15 protein-coding genes are annotated in these 20,777 nt (G+C 38.1%); 8 read left to right on the plus strand and 7 right to left on the minus strand.

Going from position 1 to position 20,777, the window contains the following annotated elements:
- Positions 1 to 138: 138 nt before the first annotated feature.
- From ACWITO_RS00405 to ACWITO_RS00425, 5 genes are all read right to left on the minus strand, one after another.
- Positions 139 to 2,631, minus strand: a complete 2,493-nt coding sequence (locus ACWITO_RS00405; protein WP_448528028.1) for a WG repeat-containing protein — start codon at positions 2,629 to 2,631, stop codon at positions 139 to 141.
- Positions 2,632 to 2,763: 132 nt separating this feature from the next.
- On the minus strand, positions 2,764 to 5,310 hold the full coding sequence (locus ACWITO_RS00410) for a cation-translocating P-type ATPase (RefSeq protein WP_448528029.1): 2,547 nt from the start codon (positions 5,308 to 5,310) through the stop codon (positions 2,764 to 2,766).
- A gap of 78 nt (positions 5,311 to 5,388) precedes the next feature.
- Positions 5,389 to 5,970 (minus strand): thymidine kinase, encoded by a 582-nt coding sequence (locus ACWITO_RS00415; RefSeq protein ID WP_448528030.1) that lies wholly within the window; start codon positions 5,968 to 5,970, stop codon positions 5,389 to 5,391.
- Positions 5,971 to 6,067: 97 nt separating this feature from the next.
- Positions 6,068 to 6,958 (minus strand): class I SAM-dependent methyltransferase, encoded by an 891-nt coding sequence (locus ACWITO_RS00420; RefSeq protein WP_448528031.1) that lies wholly within the window; start codon positions 6,956 to 6,958, stop codon positions 6,068 to 6,070.
- Between the two features lie 22 nt (positions 6,959 to 6,980).
- Positions 6,981 to 8,402: a serine hydrolase gene (locus tag ACWITO_RS00425; RefSeq protein WP_448528032.1), complete on the minus strand. Its 1,422-nt coding sequence runs from the start codon at positions 8,400 to 8,402 to the stop codon at positions 6,981 to 6,983.
- 130 nt (positions 8,403 to 8,532) lie between these two features.
- Here ACWITO_RS00425 and ACWITO_RS00430 point away from each other — a divergent pair, with 130 nt between their 5' ends.
- Positions 8,533 to 9,555 (plus strand): adenylyltransferase/cytidyltransferase family protein, encoded by a 1,023-nt coding sequence (locus ACWITO_RS00430; RefSeq protein WP_448528033.1) that lies wholly within the window; start codon positions 8,533 to 8,535, stop codon positions 9,553 to 9,555.
- Here ACWITO_RS00430 and ACWITO_RS00435 read toward each other — a convergent pair.
- A complete protein-coding gene (locus ACWITO_RS00435) occupies positions 9,547 to 11,118 on the minus strand; it encodes a S41 family peptidase (RefSeq protein WP_448528034.1) in 1,572 nt (523 codons plus the stop codon). The two genes, ACWITO_RS00430 and ACWITO_RS00435, sit on opposite strands and share 9 nt — an antisense overlap.
- A gap of 20 nt (positions 11,119 to 11,138) precedes the next feature.
- Entirely contained in the window at positions 11,139 to 11,678 is a 540-nt protein-coding gene (gene hslV / locus ACWITO_RS00440) for an ATP-dependent protease subunit HslV (RefSeq protein WP_448528055.1), read from the minus strand.
- Positions 11,679 to 11,778: 100 nt separating this feature from the next.
- Here hslV and ACWITO_RS00445 point away from each other — a divergent pair, with 100 nt between their 5' ends.
- The 7 genes from ACWITO_RS00445 (at position 11,779) to ACWITO_RS00475 (ending at position 20,687) form a co-directional block, all read left to right on the plus strand.
- A complete protein-coding gene (locus tag ACWITO_RS00445) occupies positions 11,779 to 12,321 on the plus strand; it encodes a SixA phosphatase family protein (RefSeq protein ID WP_448528035.1) in 543 nt (180 codons plus the stop codon).
- A gap of 31 nt (positions 12,322 to 12,352) precedes the next feature.
- The gene (locus ACWITO_RS00450; RefSeq protein WP_448528036.1) at positions 12,353 to 13,780 is read left to right on the plus strand and encodes a DUF2254 family protein; all 1,428 of its coding nucleotides are present in this window, start codon (positions 12,353 to 12,355) and stop codon (positions 13,778 to 13,780) included.
- 75 nt (positions 13,781 to 13,855) lie between these two features.
- Positions 13,856 to 15,229, plus strand: coding sequence for a cystathionine beta-synthase (locus ACWITO_RS00455; protein ID WP_448528037.1), 1,374 nt, complete (start codon positions 13,856 to 13,858; stop codon positions 15,227 to 15,229).
- A 91-nt stretch (positions 15,230 to 15,320) separates the two neighbouring features.
- A complete protein-coding gene (locus ACWITO_RS00460) occupies positions 15,321 to 16,394 on the plus strand; it encodes a PDDEXK nuclease domain-containing protein (protein ID WP_448528038.1) in 1,074 nt (357 codons plus the stop codon).
- On the plus strand, positions 16,391 to 16,912 hold the full coding sequence (locus ACWITO_RS00465; RefSeq protein ID WP_448528039.1) for a hypothetical protein: 522 nt from the start codon (positions 16,391 to 16,393) through the stop codon (positions 16,910 to 16,912). Before ACWITO_RS00460 ends, ACWITO_RS00465 begins: the two co-directional genes overlap by 4 nt.
- Before the next feature lies 1 nt (position 16,913).
- Positions 16,914 to 17,537 carry a hypothetical protein gene (locus tag ACWITO_RS00470; protein ID WP_448528040.1) on the plus strand — a complete coding sequence of 208 codons (624 nt, stop codon included), beginning with the start codon at positions 16,914 to 16,916 and terminating at the stop codon, positions 17,535 to 17,537.
- A 6-nt stretch (positions 17,538 to 17,543) separates the two neighbouring features.
- Entirely contained in the window at positions 17,544 to 20,687 is a 3,144-nt protein-coding gene (locus ACWITO_RS00475; RefSeq protein WP_448528041.1) for an AAA family ATPase, read from the plus strand.
- Positions 20,688 to 20,777 lie beyond the last annotated feature (90 nt).

Below are 20,777 nucleotides of genomic sequence, written 5' to 3' on the forward strand. Positions count from 1 at the left end.
ACTATTAGATACTTTTTAAGGGACGACTAGGTAGCCGTAAAGGTAATAAGAAAATAGATGTCAGAAATTTGATTTCAAAAAAGAGGCAAAATTGCTTATAGCAATCTTGCCTCTTTCTGATTAGCCAAAAATAGAATTTTATTTGACTTCCGACTGATAATCCCAAGAGTGATAAGTACTATTTTTAACTTTGGGGCTTGGACAACGGCTTTTGTTGGCTTGAGGACGGCTATTTCCTTCCATAATCACTATCTCTCCACAGCCATCACATTTCCATTTATGCCTTTTCTTTTCTTTGGTGGAGGCAGAAGAAGAGGAAGTATTTTTTTCCTGACTACTATTTGTTTTTGATGAACCATAAGTAGGTGCTTCTCCGCTATACCTTTTACTACGCACATCGTCTAAATATTTCCGATATCTTACAGCAAATTCATCAGGACCTACTACATTCCCGCTTTTATCTATACGTACATATTCGTTATTTACCATTACTCCTGCTGTGTTGTCATCAAATTTGGGAGGGCGTTGGAAGTCGCTATCTACCCAGAATTTCATAGGGATTACTAATTTGCCACTTCTATCTACAAAGCCCCATTTAATATTGTCATTGCTGACTGCAATCATTCCTTCCTGAAACTCTGGAGCAATATAATTGTACTCAAAAGGAACTATTACATTGTTTTGTCTATCAATGACACCATATTTACCATTCTTTTTGGCTGCTGCATTATCAGCTATAACTCCATCCACTTCGTTAAATGAAACAGCCTCATCATACATCAAAGGTATTACCTCTTTTCCAGTTCTATCTACTACACCCCATTTACCTCCTTGTACTCTCATTTTGAAGGCATTGAATTCTGCTCCTATATTTGCACTTGTTAACTGCTTATCATAAAAGTCAGATAGGTAGTCATATTTGCAAGGTATAATTTCTCTGCCATCTTTATCAATCATTCCATATTTGCCATCAACAATAGATCTTTTATCAACAGCTTTATCTTTATTCAATTTCCCGCCAATATTTGTAATAGTAAACCCACTTTTTTCATTATAACTATCAATAAAATCATACTTAGGAGTAACCATTACTTTGCCTGTTTTATGAACCGTGCCATATTTGCCATTCAACAACACAATAAAAAAGTTCTTTTTAATTTTACCATTGTTGGTATTATTTTCTTCTTCATCTTTTTCATATAATTTATCCCAGCCTTTATCATCGTCCATATCCCAAGATGCCCATTTTCTATTGTCAGATATATCTTCTATAAATATGTCGTCATATTCACAAGGAACAATCTCTTTCCCTTGTGCATTGATAATGCCATATTTCCCATTCAGACTAACAATTGCTATATTTCGGATAACTTTTCTTTCTGCTCTTTTGATGGTAGAGTAAGTAGGTTTTAGAATAACTTTTCCATCTTTATCTTGAAGCCCAACAAGACCATTTCCTCCTTTGGTAAGCAAAAAAGCATTTTTAGCTACTTCTACTTGTATCGGTTTCCCTTTTCCATTAGTTCTATTTCCCTCTCTATCAAAATAAACCATTTCGTAGGTTTGTGGGTCTTTCAGTGCGAGAACAGATGGGGCTGGGGTATATCTACCTTCACCGCGTAGATAAGCAATTGGTACTATCACTTTACCACTCGGGAACTCTATGTAGCCCCAAAAATTGTTCTTCTTTACTGCTATGAGGGTTCTTGAGTCCAAAATAGACATAAATTCGTAGATAAAAGGAATTATTTCCTTTTTACTTTCATCTAAAACTGCTTCTTTTCCATTTAGATTTACAATAAAATAGTTCTGCTTATTATATTGAAAAGGTGTAATATTCTTATATTGCAGTGGGAATATTTCTTTTCCGTTTTTATCGTATATTCCTTTTTGATCATTAGATTCTACAATATACAGGTTTGTTTCTTTGTCGTAAGAAATTTTATCATACTTGGTTGGAACTATCTCTTTACCCATATTTATATCAAAAACTCCACTTTTTTTATCAAAGGATACTACTTCATAGACATTCTTATCAGCATACATAATATAGCGGATTGCTGAGTATTCTACTGGTATTACCTCCTTGTTGTTGATATCTAAAATGCCATACTTTTTTTCAATTTCTACAATAAAATAGGGTTTTTCGTTTTCAGAAAAATTAACAGAAATATTATTGTATGTTACAGGTATTATCTCTTTTCCATTTTGGTCAATAATTCCAAACTTTTTATCTATTTCAACTTTGCAATAAGGAGATATTATCTTCTTAATATAGTCAGGTGCTTTGAAATAAGTAATGGATTCTATCTCATCATATTTAAAGGGAGTAATTTCTTTTCCTGATATTTTGTCTAGTATGCCCCATTTTTTTTTTCCTTTCTTAGCAGTTCCTATAAATACAAGATTGGATTTTTGGTCAAAATTCATATAATCATACTTTGCCTTTACGTGTTTTTTGCCGTTCTTCTTGATACCATATCCACCTTTGTCGGAAAATTGTTCATATACGTCTTGAGCTTTTGCCCAATGAGAGAGTAATATCAAGAAAGATATTCCCCAAACAAAAGATTTCCAAGTGCCTTGCATAGGGCATTGGAGGGCTTTTTGGAATAAATGTAGTGCTTGCATAAACTTCAAATTTTAGTTTATGCAAAATAAAATAATTTGTAAGCTATTTTGAGGGCTTATTTTGTGAAAAGCACTTTTGGTTTTGCCAATTATGCTTACAACTTGATGAAGTTTTTTGTAAAAGAAAGCATTTTAGGTATTTTTCTTTTCCAACTTTCTTCTGATGATTTTTTCTAATTCAATTACGTGGAAAACAACCACTGCCACCGCCATACACCAAAGTAACTCACTGAAAGTAAGTGGCTGGGTTACAAAAATTTTTTGGAAAAAAGGATGGTAAATCAGAAGCATTTGCAAAGCAAAGTTCAGAAACGCTGTACCAAGTAAAGGCAAATTGGTAAAAAATCCTAAACTAAATAGCAAATGTCTTTCGCTACGTACTGCTAAAATTTGCCCAATCTGAGCAAAACAAAGACTTGTAAAAACGATTGTCTGCCAATGCGAGCTACCACTGGCGTAGCTCCAAGCCTGCAAGCCAAGCACCAAAGCACCAATCATCAGACCAGCCCAAAGAATATGCCAACCCAATCCGTGAGCAAAGATGCTTTCTTGTGGGTGGCGAGGTGGGCGTTGCATTACACTTTTTTCGGCGGGTTCGCCTGCAAGGGCGAGTCCGGGTAAGCCATCGGTTACCAAATTGAGCCACAAAATTTGAGCAGGCAGTAAGGGTACAGGCAAACCAATAATAGGAGCCAGGAAAATTACCCAAATTTTACCAGCATTGCCTGTCATTGTGTATTTGATAAACTTGCGAATGTTGTCAAAAATTCTTCTGCCCTCGCGTACAGCCTTTACAATGGTGGCAAAATTATCATCAAGCAATATCATATCGGCGGCTTCTTTGGAAACATCTGTTCCCGAAATACCCATAGCTACTCCTATATCGGCTCTTTTGAGGGCTGGGGCGTCATTTACGCCGTCGCCTGTCATTGCTACAAAATGCCCTTTACGCTGTAAAATCTTGACAATTTGTAATTTTTGTTCAGGTGAAACCCTTGCAAAAACTCGGATTTTATCTATACGAAACTCCAATTCCTCCGGCGAAAGAGAAGCCATTTCTTTGCCTGTGATAACGCCGTGCTTTTCGCTTTGCAAAATTCCTAAATCTTTGGCAATGGCTTCGGCGGTAAGTGGGTGGTCGCCTGTAATCATTACAGGAATGATGCCTGCGGTAATACATTCGGCTACGGCTTGTCGTACTTCGGGGCGAGGGGGATCTATCATTGCGATAAGTCCCAAAAATTCTAAATTTTGTTCTATGGCTGTTTTTTCAGTATGGGTATTTTTCTCCAAAACTTTGTAGGCATAAGCCAGTACACGTTGCCCTTTTTTGGTCATAGCTTCTGCAACTTCCCACACCTTTTGGGGCAAGTTGGTACATTTTTCTGCTATGGCTTCTAACGCACCTTTGCTAAAAACAAAAATTTTATCATCTTTTTCGTGCAGGGTACTCATCATTTTCCTTTCCGAACTGAAAGGGATTTCATCGGTACGAGAGAGAATTTGGCACTGTGGGGATTGCTTTTGGGCATATAAAACAGCCGCAATTTCAGTGGCATCACCTTTTATTTCTCCATTTTCTTGCTTTTGTGTGTCCTGATTGCAAAGCATTGCTTGCCAAAACAGATTTTCGGCACTTTGAGGGAGTTGCGGGTTGAGCCAATGTTCTTGGACGGTCATTTTGTTTTGTGTAAGCGTACCCGTTTTGTCGCTTCCGATATAGGTAACCGAGCCAAGTGTTTCAATAGCGGGCAATTTGCGAATAAGAGCATTTTGCTTTACGAGTTTGCTTGCACCCAAAGCAAGCGAAACCGTAATTACAGCGGGCAAAGTTTCGGGAATAGCGGCAACAGCTACCGAAATAGCGGTAAGCAAAAGTTGTGTTGGCTCTTCGCCCCGAATAAAGCCTGCAACATAAATAATGGCACAAATAGCAAAAATTACAAAGGAAAGCCTTTTGCCAAATTCTGCCAAGCGTTTTTGCAGAGGGGTTTGCGTTTCGCTTTCTTGGAGCATTTGGGCGATATTGCCAATTTCGGTTTTCATACCCGTAGCAACTACTACGCCCATGCCTCTACCATAAGTAACCAGCGTACTTTTGTAAGCCATATTGAGCCTGTCGCCGAGAGGAATATTTTGCTCTGCTAAAACCTGATGATGTTTTTCAACGGCTTCCGATTCGCCTGTGAGAGAGGCTTCTTCTATTCGTAAATTATGTGTTTCTATCAAACGCAAGTCGGCAGGAACCATATCACCTGCTTCCAGATGAACAATATCGCCTTGCACGATTTCAGCAGAGTTGAGATGCTCTATTTTTTCATTGCGAAGCACTTTGGCGGTGGTAGTAGCCATTTTTTTGAGGGCTTCCATAGCTTTTTCGGCTCGGTACTCTTGGAAAAAGCCAATCACGGCATTCAGAAATACAATCAGGGCAATCAGTAGGGTATCTTTCAGGTCGCCAATTAAGCCTGAAATCACTGCCGCAAGCAGTAAAATAATAATCATTACATCTTTGAATTGCCCTAAAAACATTAGCCAGATAGGACGCGGCGGCTTGCTGATAAGCTCGTTTCTGCCGTGTTGAGCGAGTTTTTCTTGTGCTTCTTCGTGTTTTAAGCCCTCTTTGCGGCTTTGGGTTTGGGTAAAAACCTCTTCCAAAGGCTGAATGTGCCACTGCATATATCAAATAATTTTTTGGTGAAAGTAGGAAAAGTAAGATAGAAAAGCAACATTACAGAATGACAAATGCAGATTTTCTCAATGATTTTTCTCAATCTGCATACCTTCTGTAAAACATCTCCTACATCTTGCCTCATACACATCTTTTTCACCTAAAAGCACTTTTTCTGCCGATTGAGCAAGACGATAAGAATAATGAGCTACTGCTCCACATTTTACGCATATTGCGTGAACTTTTGTAACAAACTCTGCAATAGCCATTAGGGTGGGCATAGCCCCAAAAGGTCTGCCCAAGTAGTCCATATCTAGCCCTGCTACAATTACTCTCTTGCCTGCATTTGCTAAGCGATTACACACTTCTACAATTTGGGCATCAAAAAACTGCACCTCATCTATACCAATAACATCACATTCGCCTACGTACAAAAAAATCTCTTCGGCAGTATGCACAGGTGTAGAGCGAATAGCGGTTGCATTGTGCGAAACTACTTGACTTTCGTGATAGCGTACATCAAGGGCAGGCTTGAAAATTTCTACTTTCTGCTTGGCAATAATGGCTCGGTTTAGGCGGCGAATTAGCTCCTCCGTTTTTCCTGAAAACATTGAACCACAAATAACTTCTATCCAGCCTGTGGCTTTGTGATGAGGTTCTACAAACAAGTTCGTATCGTTTTAAGAGAACGCAAACCTACAAAAGAGAGCTAAAAAATGCAAGATTTACTAACTTGCTTTTTGTTTTTTGAATGTAGCCGAAAAGCTATCTTATCCCACGCCAAAAAACACCAAGAGGCAATTTTTTTTCGTGTAAATCTTGCAAATACAATTCGCCAATTTCGTAAGAAAGAAACGTATGCTGAAAAATGCTTTGCATCAGTGTTTCGGCAATGAGAGCTGAAAAACCCATTGAGTAAAGGTTCAGGATAAGAAAACTATCTTTTTCTGCCAGTAGCTCACGGCAGAGTTTGAGCATTTCGTTGATGTTATCTTCTAAAACCCATTTTTCACCTTCCGCACCTCTCCCATAAGCAGGGGGGTCTAAAATAATGCCGTTGTATTTTTTGCCACGCTTCACTTCTCGACGAACAAAACGAAGAGCATCTTCACAAATCCAACGAATATTGTTCAAATTGCTTGCTTCCATATTTTCACGCGACCACGTAAGGACTTGTTTCACGGAATCTACGTGAGTTACCTCTGCTCCCATTGCTCTTGCGGCAAGTGATGCCCCACCTGTATAGGCAAAAAGATTCAAAACTTGTGGCTTGGGCAAAGATTTTTTTTCAAAAAAATCAATGATAAAATTCCAGTTTTCGGCTTGCTCGGGAAAAATGCCTACGTGCTTGAAAGAAGTAAAACCCAATTTCATTTTGAGCTTTACATTTTTGTAGGTATATGCTATCCACCAAGGCTCTTTCACACCATTTTTGAGTTTCCATTCGCCTTTTTCGCTATTTTTTTCAGTATTTTTAGCTCTTGTGAAAGTTGCGTGAGCCATTTTTTGCCATTCTGTTTCCGAGAGGCTTTTGTCCCAAACAGCTTGCGGCTCGGGGCGAGCTACCACGTATTTGCCGAAGCGTTCTAACTTTTCAAAATTACCTGTATCAATCAGTTCGTATTCTTTCCAATGGGTAGGGCTAAGTAATTGCATTTCAAAAATATTCAAAAATTGGTTAAAAGGCTTTTAAGCTAATGAGTTGCTTACGTGCATAGGCATTATTGGGGTTGAGTTGGTAAGCCCTTCTATAACAGCCGATAGCATTTTGGGTTTTTCCCAAACGCAAGAAAGCATCACCCATTACATTATGAGCGGCACTATTTTCAGGAAATTCTAAAACATTGATTTTGGCAATCGTGAGGGCTTCATTTACCCTACCCAAAGCGAGAAGTTTTTGAGAAACTGCTACGAGCAGGGCTTGATTTAGTTTGTATTTCTGATGAACTTTGAAGTAGTTGTAGCTGGCAAGCATTCCGTCCAAGCCGTTTTTAGAAAATTGTTGCATCAGAATATTGGTAGGGTCATCGTATTGAGGTACGTTGAGAACGTGAAAAAATTGATGCGTACCACCACCAATACACATATTGATAAGCGAATAAGCCATATTCAAACCATTGGCACTATTGGCAAAAAGCACTAAGCCGTCTTTTTCGCTGGGTATGCCTACTACATAAGCCTTTGAAGTTCCCAAATCGCCCCAATGCCAAAAAGCTCGCCCCAAATCGGTTTCGTAAAGTCCGAAGCCCAATCCCCAGCTCATAGAGGCAAGAAAATTTGTTTTGGCAGTGCTTTGTACTTTCCACATTTCCTGATAAGTTTCGGGCTTTAAGCCTTCCTGATTGAGCAGATGAGCCAGAAATTTGCTGTAATCTTCGGCATTGGTGAGCAAAGTATAAGATGCCGAAGGGCTAGCATACATTCCAAAACCTACCGCTTGCCCCAAACTGCCGTGTCCGTTGGCTACTCTATCGGCAAAGGAACTTTGCCACACATAACTGCTATTGTTCATTTCCAAAGGCTTGAAAACATATTCTTGGGCAAGCGTTTCTACATTTTTTCCTGTAATTTTTTCTACTACAAACTGCAAATACGAAATCCCTATGCCCGAATAGTGCATATCGGTAGTAGGCTCAAAAACAATAGGTACTACACCTGCACGCCCATTCGGGAAGCCCGCCGAATGAGAAAGGCACATACGAGCTGTAATTTTCATAAAACGCTTGTCCTGAACTTTATGCATCAAGAAAAAACGTTCTATGCTATCCAAAGAAACATATTCTACAAGAGGCTTATCTAAATCCAATTTCTTTTCATCTACCAAACGCAGACAAATGTAGCCAAAGAGTGGCTTGCTGAGCGAAGCGGCTTCAAAAATAGTTTTATCATTGACGGGCTTTTTGGTAGCGAGATTGGCTTTGCCAAAGTTTTTTGTCCAGACTACCTTTCCGTTTTTTACAACCCCCAAAGAAAGCCCGGGCACCCCTGCACTATCCATCATTTCGGGAATTCTTTTTTTGAGAAAATTTGTGTCCAACCTACGAGCCGAAACTTCACCCACCCACAAGAGCAAAAAATAAAACCATACATAACGCTTCATAGCTAAAAAATTTTGTGATGAAACTCCACACCTAATCAACCTGCTTTGCAGAATTCAAGCAATAATACAAAAAAAATTTTTACCCCAAAACACGTAAAATGCTCAAATAGTTTATTTTTGCTTTGTGAATATGCTTAAAATACTTGCTATGGCTATCTATTACGAAACTTTTGAGGCTCTTTTTGCCAAATACAGCATTACCGATTTTTTGCTTGTACAAAAGGCTTGGCAAGAGCCACATCGCTTTTATCACAACGAAGAGCATTTGGCTTTTCTTTTGGAACGCATACAAAAAAGCTCATTCAGCGAAGTGGAAAAAGAAATTTTATATCTGATAGCATTTTTTCACGATATTGTGTATCAGCCAATACGCAAGGATAATGAGCAAAAATCTGCCGAACTCTTTTGGCAACTTTGCAAGGCAGATGAAGCAATCAAAAATCTTGTTGCAAGAGCTATTTTAGATACACACACGCACACACCTTCGCATACGCTTTCAGCATTTTTTTGTGAGATAGATTTAGCTATTGTGAGCGAAAGTAGTTTTGTTCAGCTTTTGGAGTGGGAACAAAAAATTTTCAAAGAATACCAAGTTTTTGATTACAGCCTCTACAAGCCTGCTCGCATAAATGTTTTGGAAAATTTGAAAAAGAAAGTCCCCCAAAATGCTCAAAATTTGCAGTATTTGATAGAATACCTACAAACACACAAGCCGAAAATAGGGATATATCCGGGTTCTTTCAATCCTTTTCATAATGGGCATTACAATATTTTGCAGAAGGCTGAAAGGGTATTTGATAAAGTGATAGTAGCTCGTGGGGTAAATCCTGAAAAAAATGAATTTGCCCAAGATGATGAAATTAGCCCTGTTTTGTATTATCGGCAGAAGGAAAACTTTGTGGGTTTGCTTACCGATTATTTAAGTTCCAAAGAAAAAGAGGCAGAAGTTACACTTATCAGAGGCTTACGCAATGGTGATGACCTTGCCTACGAGATGAACCAAATTAGTTTTATGAAAGATATGAAGCCCGACCTAAAAGTAGTCTTTTTCCACTGCGACCGCGAGTTTGAACATATCAGTTCTTCTGCTATACGCAACTTGGAAAAAATTGGCAAAGGTTATGGCGAAAAGTATTTGCCAAGTTTAGGGTAAGTGCAGATTTTCCAAAGCCTTTTCTATAAATTTATCGTCAGCATTTAGCGTTTGGAAATAAGCTGTTTTTCCCCAAACAATTTTAGCTAAAAAGGCTTTCAACTCTTTTTTAATGAATTTTTTTTCAGTTTCATTGAAGTCTGAACCTGCAAGGGCTTTGTTAAGAACGACTTCGGGCAGTTGCCAGTGCGTTAGGAAATCCGAAAAGCCTTTTTCTTGTAAAATTTTACGATTTTGATGAGCGTACTTAGCTATCCAAGACTTCAGAGAGGTTTTTTGTAAAAAATCTTTGATTTTCTCTTCGTATTTGGTGCTATCCAGGGGCAAGGCTACATCAGGCACTATGCCGCCTCCGCCAAAAACTTTTTTGCCTTTGGGGGTAAAAAATGTTTCTTTTACTTCTGATAAGGTATCTTTAAGCAAAAAACCTGATTTGTAACGCTCTTCAAGGCTTTTGCTGTACTTTTTGCCTTTGTGGTAGGGGCGTTGTATGCATCTGCCCGTAGGGGTATAATACTTTGAAACCGTAAGCCGAAGCTCTGAGCCATCGGAAAGGGCAAAAGGCACTTGTACCAAGCCCTTTCCGTAGGATTTTCTGCCAATAATAGTGGCTTTGTCGTTATCTTGTAAAGCTCCTGCCAAAATTTCGGAAGCAGAAGCAGAACCTTCGTCCAACAAAACGACTACTTTGCCTTTTTCGTAAAGTCCGCCTGCGGTGGCTTTGTATTCTTGGTTATAGCGTTTTTGTTTGCCTTTGGTAGAAACAATCAGCAGACCTGCCTCCAAAAACTCATCTGCAATTCGGGTAGCTTTATCCATATATCCTCCTCCATTTTCACGTAAATCTACAATTACAGCTCGCAGAGTGTCTTTTTGGATAAATTCTTGCAAAATATCAGAAAATTCTTGGTCTGTTTTTTCGGCAAAGCGTAAAATGCGAATGTACGCAATATGTGGCTTTGCCCAATAGCCTTCCACCGATTTACTGACAATCTTATCTCTTTCTACAAGTATTTCTTTAATTTCCGAATCACGCAAAATTTTCAGTTTTACGCTGGTTCCTTTTTTTCCACGCAATTTTTGGAAAATGTCTGTAATACTTTCGCCGTTGTTGTAGGCGATGGCTTCATCATCAATGGCAAGGATTTTATCTCCCGAAAGAATACCCGCTTTTTCAGCAGGGCTTTGTGGCAAAGGATAATTCACAAAAAGTGTATCATTGAGCCATTCGTATTCAATGCCGATGCCTTCAAAGTCAGTTTCCAGTTGGCTTTGGGCGAGAGCAACCTCTTCGGCAGGAATAAAAGTGCTGTGTGGGTCCAGATTGGAAAGCAAACTCTGCAAGCCAAGCGTATGAAGCGAGTCTAAATTTACTTCTTCTACATAGTTTTCTTTGATAAGTTTAAGCACTTCGGCGGTTTGTTGGGCTTGCCTGCCCAGTCCTGCTTCGCGTACATACATAATGCTCACTCCCAAAGCAATGCCAATGCCCAATGCCAATCCGAAGAAAAAAGGCATCAGTAAGAAAATTTGCTCCGAAGTATTTTTCTGCTTGACTTCCATAGCCCTTTCTATGCTTGGACTTACTCAATTTCTTCTATGATTAGGTTATGGTTGGTGTAAATGCAAATATCTGCGGCAATATGCAGGGCTTCCTCAACCATTTGTTTGGCAGAAAGGTGAGAAGCGTGCTTTTTCAGAGCCAAAGCCGCCGCTTGGGCATACATTGCCCCTGAACCAATTGCCGCCACGTCATTGTCGGGCTTAATAACATCTCCGCTTCCTGAAATGATAAAAATTTCATTTTTAGCTACTACAATCATCATCGCTTCCAGACGGCGTAGAAAGCGGTCGGTACGCCATTCTTTGGCAAGCTCAATAGCGGCACGCTCTACGATGCCTCCATACGCCGAAAGTTTCTCCTCAAATTTATCCATTAGTGCAAAAGCATCGGCGGTAGAGCCTGCAAAACCTACAATCGCTTTGCCATCTTTCAATTTTCGGATTTTACGAACATTGCTTTTGGCAACGGTATTGCCAAGTGTAGCTTGTCCATCGGCACCAATGGCTACTTTTCCATTATGCAAAACGGCAATCACAGTGGTTGAGCGTATTTTGGGCATTTTCATAAGCTAACGATTTTTTTGTTTTTTTAACTTTGAATTTACAAAGGCTTCACGTAATTTTGCTTGCAAATTACGAAAAATACTTCTCTTTCCTGCAATGAAAACGCTTTATTTGCTTCGCCACGCCAAATCCAGTTGGAAAAATCCTGAACTTTTGGATTTTGAACGCCCCCTGAACCGCCGAGGCAAGAAAGATGCCCCTGCTATGGGTAAATTTCTCAAATCTCAAAAAATTGAGATTGAAATGCTCGTATGCAGTCCTGCAAAAAGAACCCGCAAAACTGCCAAAAAAGTTGCCAAAGAAATTGCTTATCCCAAGCAACAAATTTTGTACAAAAAAGAAATTTACGAAGCCAATGTTGCCGATTTGTTTGGGATAGTACAAGAAACCCCCAACGAAATCAGTTCTTTGATGCTTGTAGGGCATAATCCGAGCCTTAATGATTTTGCCAATTTGCTTCTATCCGAAAATCCTATTGAAAACATACCCACCGCAGGAATTGTTGCCATTTCTTTTGCTGTAAATTCTTGGCAAGAAATAGAAGAGAATACGGGCAAACTGCTATTTTTTGAATACCCCAAAAAATTATTTCCCAGTACCGAACAAAATCAGGCTTTAAGTTCAGAAAATTATTTGTAGCTTTGCATAGTAGCCCTCAAAATGTAGCACTATGCAAGTCAAGTATAAAGAAGAATTACAAGACGCACTGCGTCTGTTTCGGAGCCATTCCTTTGTAGTGATTGGCGGTATAGTGCTGTTTGTAATTATTCTTACTTTTACGACCAAATCTAATTTTCTTATCAAGACCGATAAGGCAGGCTACATTGACGCTATCAATTTGCTTTCCAGTTTGCTTGCTAGCATTGTGGCTACGGTATATTCTATCACGATTGTAGCTTTGCAATTAGCTTCTACGCAATTTTCGCCGCGTATTTTACGCTATTTCCTTTCACACAATCTGTACAATCAGATAACGTTGGGTGTATTTTTGGGTTGGGTAGTTTTTTGCTTATTGCTAAAATTTTGGCTCATTGATGCCATTCCTGCCGAGCAAAACGAAGTTCCTCGCTCAATGAAACCTATTCTGAATTTAGCGATTTATGGTTGTATTTTTTTGATAGGAGGTTTGCTTCCCCATTTTATCATAACGATTGCCGAAAGCATCAATGCCGCTTCTATTACCCGAAAAATCGCTTTACACACCATTTCGGAAGTATATAATGCCAAAAAACATTGGGTTTTTCAAGAAGAAATTACCGAAAGACCACAGCACCCCCAAAAAATACCTGTTTTAAGTCAGAATTTTGGCTATTTACGCTCTGTAAATATTGAAAAGCTCATCAAAATTGCAAACACTCACTCAGAAATTGATTTTATTGAGCAAGTAAATGATGTAGGCAGTTATATTTCCAAAAATACGCCTTTGGCTTATGTTGCTCTGAATGAAAAAGCTACTCATCAAGCCCGTATTCTTAAAAAAGTTGGAAAGCAGTTTGAAATCGGCAAATTCCGAAGTTATCATCAAGATATTCATTTTGGCGTAAGGCAAATGGTAGATATTGCATTGAAAGCCATTTCTCCTGCCGTCAATGACCCCACTACGGCTATCAACTGCATAGATTATCTTGGCGAAATTGTCAGAGAGATTTTACAAGCGGGTATGCCTTCCATAGGATTTACCAAATGGAAAACTGCCAATGTATATCTCAACGAAGCCAGTTTTGACCGCATCATCAATCAAGCCTTTGACCAAATCTATCATTACGGCAGAAATGATTTTGCCGTTACGGCTCGGCTTATCAATACTATTTCGCAGGTAATTAGTTTTGCCCTCAAAAAAGAACATTTGGACGTTATCACAGAAGAAATTTTAGAAATAGGTACGGATTTTCATCACCAATATCGCAACGAAAGCATTTCCCGCATCTATACCCAAGAGCAACTTATTCGTGTTTTTAAGATTTTACAACGTAGTATTCGCACTCTGCAAAAACAATACGAGCAAGTTCTTTTGCAAAAGCACCACCCTTACATTCAGGATTTGCAAGATTTGTACGCCCAATGCGAAAATGCCATTAGCGATATTCAAAACAAGTAAGCATAGGCAAATTTTGAAAATTTTGTTTTTCTTTATAGATTTGCCTAAATTCTTTTCAACGCAAATTTTTTTGTTATGCAATATTACAATTCCATTGTAGAAGCTATTGGCAATACGCCTCTTGTGAAACTCAATAAAGTTACCAAAGGCATCAAAGGTACAATTTTGGTAAAAGTAGAATACTTCAATCCGGGCAATTCGGTAAAAGACCGCATAGGTATAAAAATGATTGAAGATGCCGAAAAAGCAGGCATTTTGAAGCCCGGAGGTACTATTATTGAGGGTACTTCGGGAAATACGGGTATGGGGCTGGCTCTTACGGCTATTGCCAAAGGTTACAAGTGTATTTTTACAATGTCGGATAAGCAGTCGCAAGAGAAAATCAATATCTTGAAGGCTTTGGGAGCAGAAGTAGTGGTTTGTCCTACGAATGTAGAACCCGATGACCCTCGTTCTTATTATTCAGTAGCCAAAAGGTTAAACAAAGAAATTCCGAACTCTTTTTATCCCAACCAATACGATAACCTTTCCAATACTGCCGCTCATTACGAAACCACAGGTCCCGAAATTTGGAAACAAACCGAAGGTAAAATTACACACTACGCCGCAGGGGTTGGCACAGGTGGAACTATCTGTGGGGTTTCCAAATATTTGAAAGAGCGAAAGCCCAATGTTTTTACTTTGGGCATTGATACGTATGGCTCGGTTTTCAAAAAATACAAGGAAACAGGTATTTTTGATGAAAATGAAATTTACCCTTATCTTACCGAAGGTATTGGGGAGGATATTTTACCCAAAAATGTTGATTTTGATTTGATAGACCTCTTTGTGAAGGTTACTGACAAAGATGCCGCCCTGATGACTCGCCGTCTGGCTCGTGAAGAGGGGCTTTTTGTGGGCTGGTCTTGTGGTGCGGCTGTATATGGAGCTTTGGAATATGCTCGCGAGCATCTGAAAGATGATGACGTAATGGTAATTATTTTACCCGACCACGGCACAAGATACCTCAATAAAATTTACAATGACGAATGGATGAAAAATCACGGCTTTTTGGAAGCTGAATTTGCCACAGCTCGCGATATTATCAAAAGCCGCAATGGTAAAGACAAACTGCTTACCATTGAAGCAAACCAAACCGTAGCCCAAGCCATTCGTATTCTTACCAAAGAAGGCATTTCGCAAGTACCTGTTACCGAAGGCGAACACATTGTAGGCAGTTTGGTTGATTCTAAAATTTTAGAGCAAATCATTGAAAAGCCCGAAATAAAAGACGCCCCTGTGAGAGATGTAATGAATCCACCCTTCAAATTTGTAGGTTTGGATAATTCGCTTGATGTACTTGCTTCGCTGATTGATAAAGAAAACAAGGCTCTTTTGGTACGCGATGAAGATAACAAAGTGCATATCATTACCCAAGCCGATTTGCTTGCGGCGATGACGACAGTATAAGAAAACACGAAAAATATTATTGCTTAGCCTAAACCTGCGATTAAGCAATCATTATAATCTTGCCATAAAATCTTGGAAGCCCTGAAATAGTATGTTTCCTGATGAGTACAAGTTATGGATTAACGAATTGAAGGCTAAAATTCGTTCTACCCAAATCAAAGCGGCTATTGCAGTAAATAGTGTTCTTATAGAATTTTATTGGGAAATTGGCAAGGCAATTAGTGAAAAAGAAAATGTTTGGGGAAGTAAATTGATAGAATCTGTTTCCAAAGACTTAAAAGCAGAGTTTCCGAATCTCAAAGGTTTTTCAAAGACAAATCTTAAATATTGTAAGCGTTTTTATGAATTTTACACTCAAGCATTCTCAAATGCAACAATAAGAGGAATTGGTCAACAAACTGTTGACCAATTTTTAACTTCTATAACAGCCCTAGATACCATACGAGAAGTTATCTTTCGCATACCTTGGGGGCATAATATTTTCATTTTTACACAGGTTTCGGAAGTGGAAGAGGCTCTTTTTTATGCTCAAAAGACTATTGAAAACAATTGGAGTAGAGAGGTGTTAGATTTGCAAATCAAATCAAAACTTTTTCAGAGGCAAGGGAAAGCCATTCACAATTTTCAAAGAACCTTGCCAGAGCCTATGTCCGATTTGGCACATCAGGCTATCAAAGACCCCTATGTCTTTGATTTTATTTCACTTACTGAAAAATATCAAGAAAAGGACATAGAAAGGCAACTTATTCAACACATCAGTAGATTTTTGTTGGAACTTGGTAAGGGCTTTGCTTTTGTCGGACAGCAATATCATTTCCAAATCGCAGATAACGATTACTACATTGATTTGCTTTTTTATCACATTAAGCTCAAATGTTATGTGGTTATTGAGCTAAAAAATACAAAATTTACACCCGAATTTGCGGGGAAGTTGAATTTTTATCTATCTGCAATAGATTCTATTCTCAAAGAAGAGAGCGATAATCCTACTATTGGCATTTTGCTATGCAAAAGTAAAAACAATATAGAAGTTGAATTTGCTTTAAGAGATATTCAGAAACCCATTGGAGTAAGCGAAATGAAATTGGTAGAGCATTTACCCGAAAATTTGAAAAGTAGCTTGCCAACCATTGAAGAATTTGAACAAGAACTGAAAAATATATGAAAAAAGTTTTGTTTTTTTGCTGTTTATGTTTAGCTTTCATAGCTTGCGAAAAAAAAGAAAAGCCCACAGAAACCAAAGAAGTATTTCAAGAAAAAAATATACCGCTGGATACTTTGGGCGAATGGGTAAAAATTGTAATGAACAAACAAAAAGATGGCATCTTGCGAGGTTTTGAACTCGGAACACCGCTGGATAGTATCAAGGCAAAAGAAAAAATCAAACTTTTAGAGGAAAATGCCTCTCAACGCTACATTACTTATAGCTTTGATATAGACGAGGATATGGTTGATGTTACCTATCGCTATGACGAAAATCGCAAAGTAAAAGCCTTTGAAGTGCTTGCTATTGTAAATGGGGTAGAAAGTTTCATTCAAGATTTTACAACTTACTACAATTTGCGTTATGGCAATGCTGAGCAAACTAACGACACAATGCAAGTTTGGCAATCACAGAAAGGCTACAAAATCAAACTTATCAAGAGTAATAAAACCTCGCAGGCTCGTATCTTGATAGAATAAAATGCTTATAGCTATCATTTTTGGATTGCTACTGGTGGCTGTATTTTTTTCGCAAAGCCTTTCAGAAAAAAAATCTACTGCTCCTTCCAGAAGCTATCCATTGGTCTATAAAGGTAATTTTGCGAACCCCCAATTGCCCGAAGAGGCGAAAAATGAAAATAAAGGCAAAAGTGAAGCCTATTTTCAAAAGTATTTGCAAAAATATTTCCCCAAGCAAATTTACACTGATGTAGCTTTGCGTATTGGGGAAAATTTTTATTTCCCCGATTTTGCCCTTATCAACCGAAAACATAATCTTTTTGTAGATATTGAAATTGATGAACCCTACGGCTTTCGTGGAAAGCCTATTCATACGATTGGCTCTGATGAACCCCGGAACGCTTTTTTTGTAGAAAAGGGCTGGATTGTAATTCGCTTTGCAGAAGAACAAGTTATCCGAGAGCCTTTGCAGTGTTGTGGATTTATTGCCCAAACACTTTCTCAACTTGTAAAAGATGAAAATTTGAGCCAAATTGCTAAAAATTTACCAAAGCTCACTTTGTTTCCCAAAGTATGGAACAGCCGAGAAGCTCAAAAAATGTTTGAAAACCGATACCGAGATACTTACCTAAACGAGCTAAACTGAAAAGATATGAAAATTCTTTCTGTGGAAATTTGCAATATTCAGTCTTTGCGAGGCAAGCATATCATTGATTTTACCCAAGAGCCGCTGAAAGATGCAGGGCTAATTTTGCTTACAGGCGATACAGGTGCAGGGAAAACCACAATTCTTGATGCCATTACCTTGGCATTATTTGAAAGAACCAACCGACACGGCAAAGAAAAAATCGCTGAAAAAGTTATTTCTACTGATGAAAAAGAGGCTTACGTTTCGGTGAAATTTGAAGTGAATGAGAAAATCTATACCGCAGAATGGAAAGCAAGAATTGATGAAGGTAAAAAGAAAAAGAAAAAACAAAAAGAGTACGTAACTGAAACTTGGTTCACTGACCATCAGGACGAATCTAAAAGTTTCAAGCAAAAAAATACAAAATCAAAAGCCCAAGAAGCAATCTTAAAAGTTTTGAAATTAGATTTTGAGCAATTTACTCGCTCTGTGATGCTTGCCCAAGGCGAATTTGCCAAATTTCTAAAATCTGCTTCCAAAGACAAAGCCGCTATTTTAGAAAAAATCACGAATACTCAAATTTATAGTCAAATTTCAATAGAAACCTTTGAGCGGCACAAAGCCGAAAAACAAAAATTAGAAAACTTACAAGCACAACTTCAACATATCAGTTTTTTGAGCGAAGAAGAAGTTCAAGAAAATAAAAATCAGCAAAAACAGCTTGAAGCCGAAAACAAAAATTTAGAAAAAGAAATCAACGAAATAAGCGAAAAAATTCAGCTTTTCAGGCAGTTGGAGCAAGTTTCTAATCAGATTTTGGAATGGCAACAGCAAGAAAAAGAGCTACTCACAAGGCAAGCCTCTATCCAAAAATTACAAGAGCTTTGCCACTGGCACGAAAAAACTTTGCCTCTGCACAATCAGTTTAGCCTACTGGAAAGCTATCAAACCGATTTTGAACGCAAAAATTCAGAAATTATTAGAATTGCGGAGCATATTCAAAAAGCACAAGAAAGTATAGCCCAAGAGCAAGCCAAACAAACACAAAAAGAAACCGAACTACAGAACTTTAAACCTCTGAAAGAAAAGGTTTCTCAAATTATCCAAGAAAAAATTATTCCCGCCCAAAATCAAATTCAGCATTTAAGCGAGGAGAAAAAGCGAGTGCAAGAGCATTTGCAAAGACTTGAACAAGACTTCAAAAAGAATATCCAGCAGGCTAAAATAAAGTGGCAAAAAAGTGAAACTATTAGCGAAAATCAAGAAAAAAATCAGATAGTAGAGCAAAAAATAGATGAATTGGGAAAACTTTTGGAAAGTTTTTCAGAAAACGAGTTAAATCAGAAAATTGAAAGAGAGCAAAACATAGCTATTGAACTGAGAAATCTCAGAAATCTACAAGAAAAAGAAAATTCGCATTTGCAAGAACTGCAAGAAAAGCAGAATGAACTTCAAAATGCTCAAAATGAGCTTGTAGAGTTACAAGCCCAAATTCAATTAGCAGAGGAGAAAAAAGCATTTTATCAGGAAAAAGTAAATTTTGAAAATCAAAAAAAGAATTTTTCGGAGCTACGAAAAGAACTCCAAGAAGGCAAAGAATGTCCTTTGTGTGGCTCTACCCATCACCCTTTTGCCCAAAATATATCTTTTGAGCTTTCAGAAGCTGAAAGCAAGTTGAAGGAAAGCGAGCAGTTGCTTAAAGAATTGCAAGAAAAAAGGGTTCAGAACCCATCTCAAACTTTAAGAACGCTTCTTGAGCGTTTGGAAAAAGAGCTAAAAAACCTTCAAACGGAAATTCAGCAGAAAAGCAAAAATTTGGAAAAAGAAAATATCCGTTTGCAAAATATTGAGGCACTTATTGTAGAAAAGGAAAACGAAGTTGAAAATCAGAAACAAGCCTTGCAGAAATTGCGAGAATGGCAAGCCGAACTCAATCGTCAGAAAACGGAGCAACACATTTTAAGAATAGAAAATCAGCTTTTGCAAGAAAACTTGAAGTATGAGAATTTGGATAAAAACCAGCGGGAAGTAGCACAAAAATACCAAAGTGCCAAAGATGAATGTAGGCAAATTGTGCCTGAAATTCAGTTTGAAAGCTATCAGGAACTTCAAGAAGGTCTTAAAAAACGCCAAGACGTTTTGGAGCAAACCTTAGGGAATATTCAAGAAATGCTTCAACAAAATCTGAACAAACTCACAGCCTTTGAGGCTCAAAAAAAGCAAATGGAAGTAGATTTGGCAAATTTGAGCGAAAAAATAAGCATTGAACGAAGTGCCTTAGAAATAGCTATCCGAGAAATAGGTTTGCAAAATCTAAACGAACTACAAAGCAGAATTTTGGACGAAAAAACTTTCAGAAAGTACAAAACCGAAGTAGAAGATTACGAGAAAAAATATACAAAAATTCAATCTTTGCTTGCCGAAAAAATTCAGGAGCAAAAAGATTTGCTTGCAAAAGTACCTGCTAACATAAATTTGCAAGATTTGGAAAATAAAAAGCGTGATTTTGACCACAAACGAAGCGAAAATCAGCAAAAGTTGGGTAGTATCAGCGAAAAATTGGCAAGTAATGAAAAGAACTATCAAAAGCATCAGGAACTAAAAAAAATTATTGAAAATCAGGAAATAGTTGTGGGTAAATGGGAAAAGCTATTGAAATTAATTGCCGACCCCAAAGATAAATTTGCCCGAGTTGCCCAAAATATTACTTTGGAGCAACTTATTCAAAGAGCCAACAGGCATTTGCAAAATCTTTCTGACCGCTATGAGCTTCAAAAATATGACAAAGAAGAAGAATTGAGTTTGTGTATCGTAGATAGGCTTCAGGCAGATACTATTCGTGAAGTGAGTACGCTTTCTGGGGGCGAAACATTTTTGGTGAGTTTAGCTCTTTCCTTGGGGCTTGCAGATATGGCAAGCCGAAACGTAGAAATCGGTATGCTTTTCATTGATGAAGGTTTCGGAACATTGGACGCCAATACCTTGGATACTGCTCTGAACGTCTTAGAAACTTTACAAAATTCGGGCAAAACGATTGTTCTTATTTCACATTTAGCAGAAATTAAAGAGCGAATTTTTACAAAAATCAGCGTAGAAAAAACAGGCAAAGGTTTCAGCAGGGTGGTTTTGCCTTCGGGAAGTTTTACCAAAAATGTACCTGAAAATTAAATTTTCATTAAAAATTCATTTATCTCATTTTTTGCCTCAAAAAAGCCAAAATCTTTTGTTAGTTTTGGGGCTGAATTCAAAATGCGAGCC

This window comes from Raineya sp., assembly GCF_053497555.1.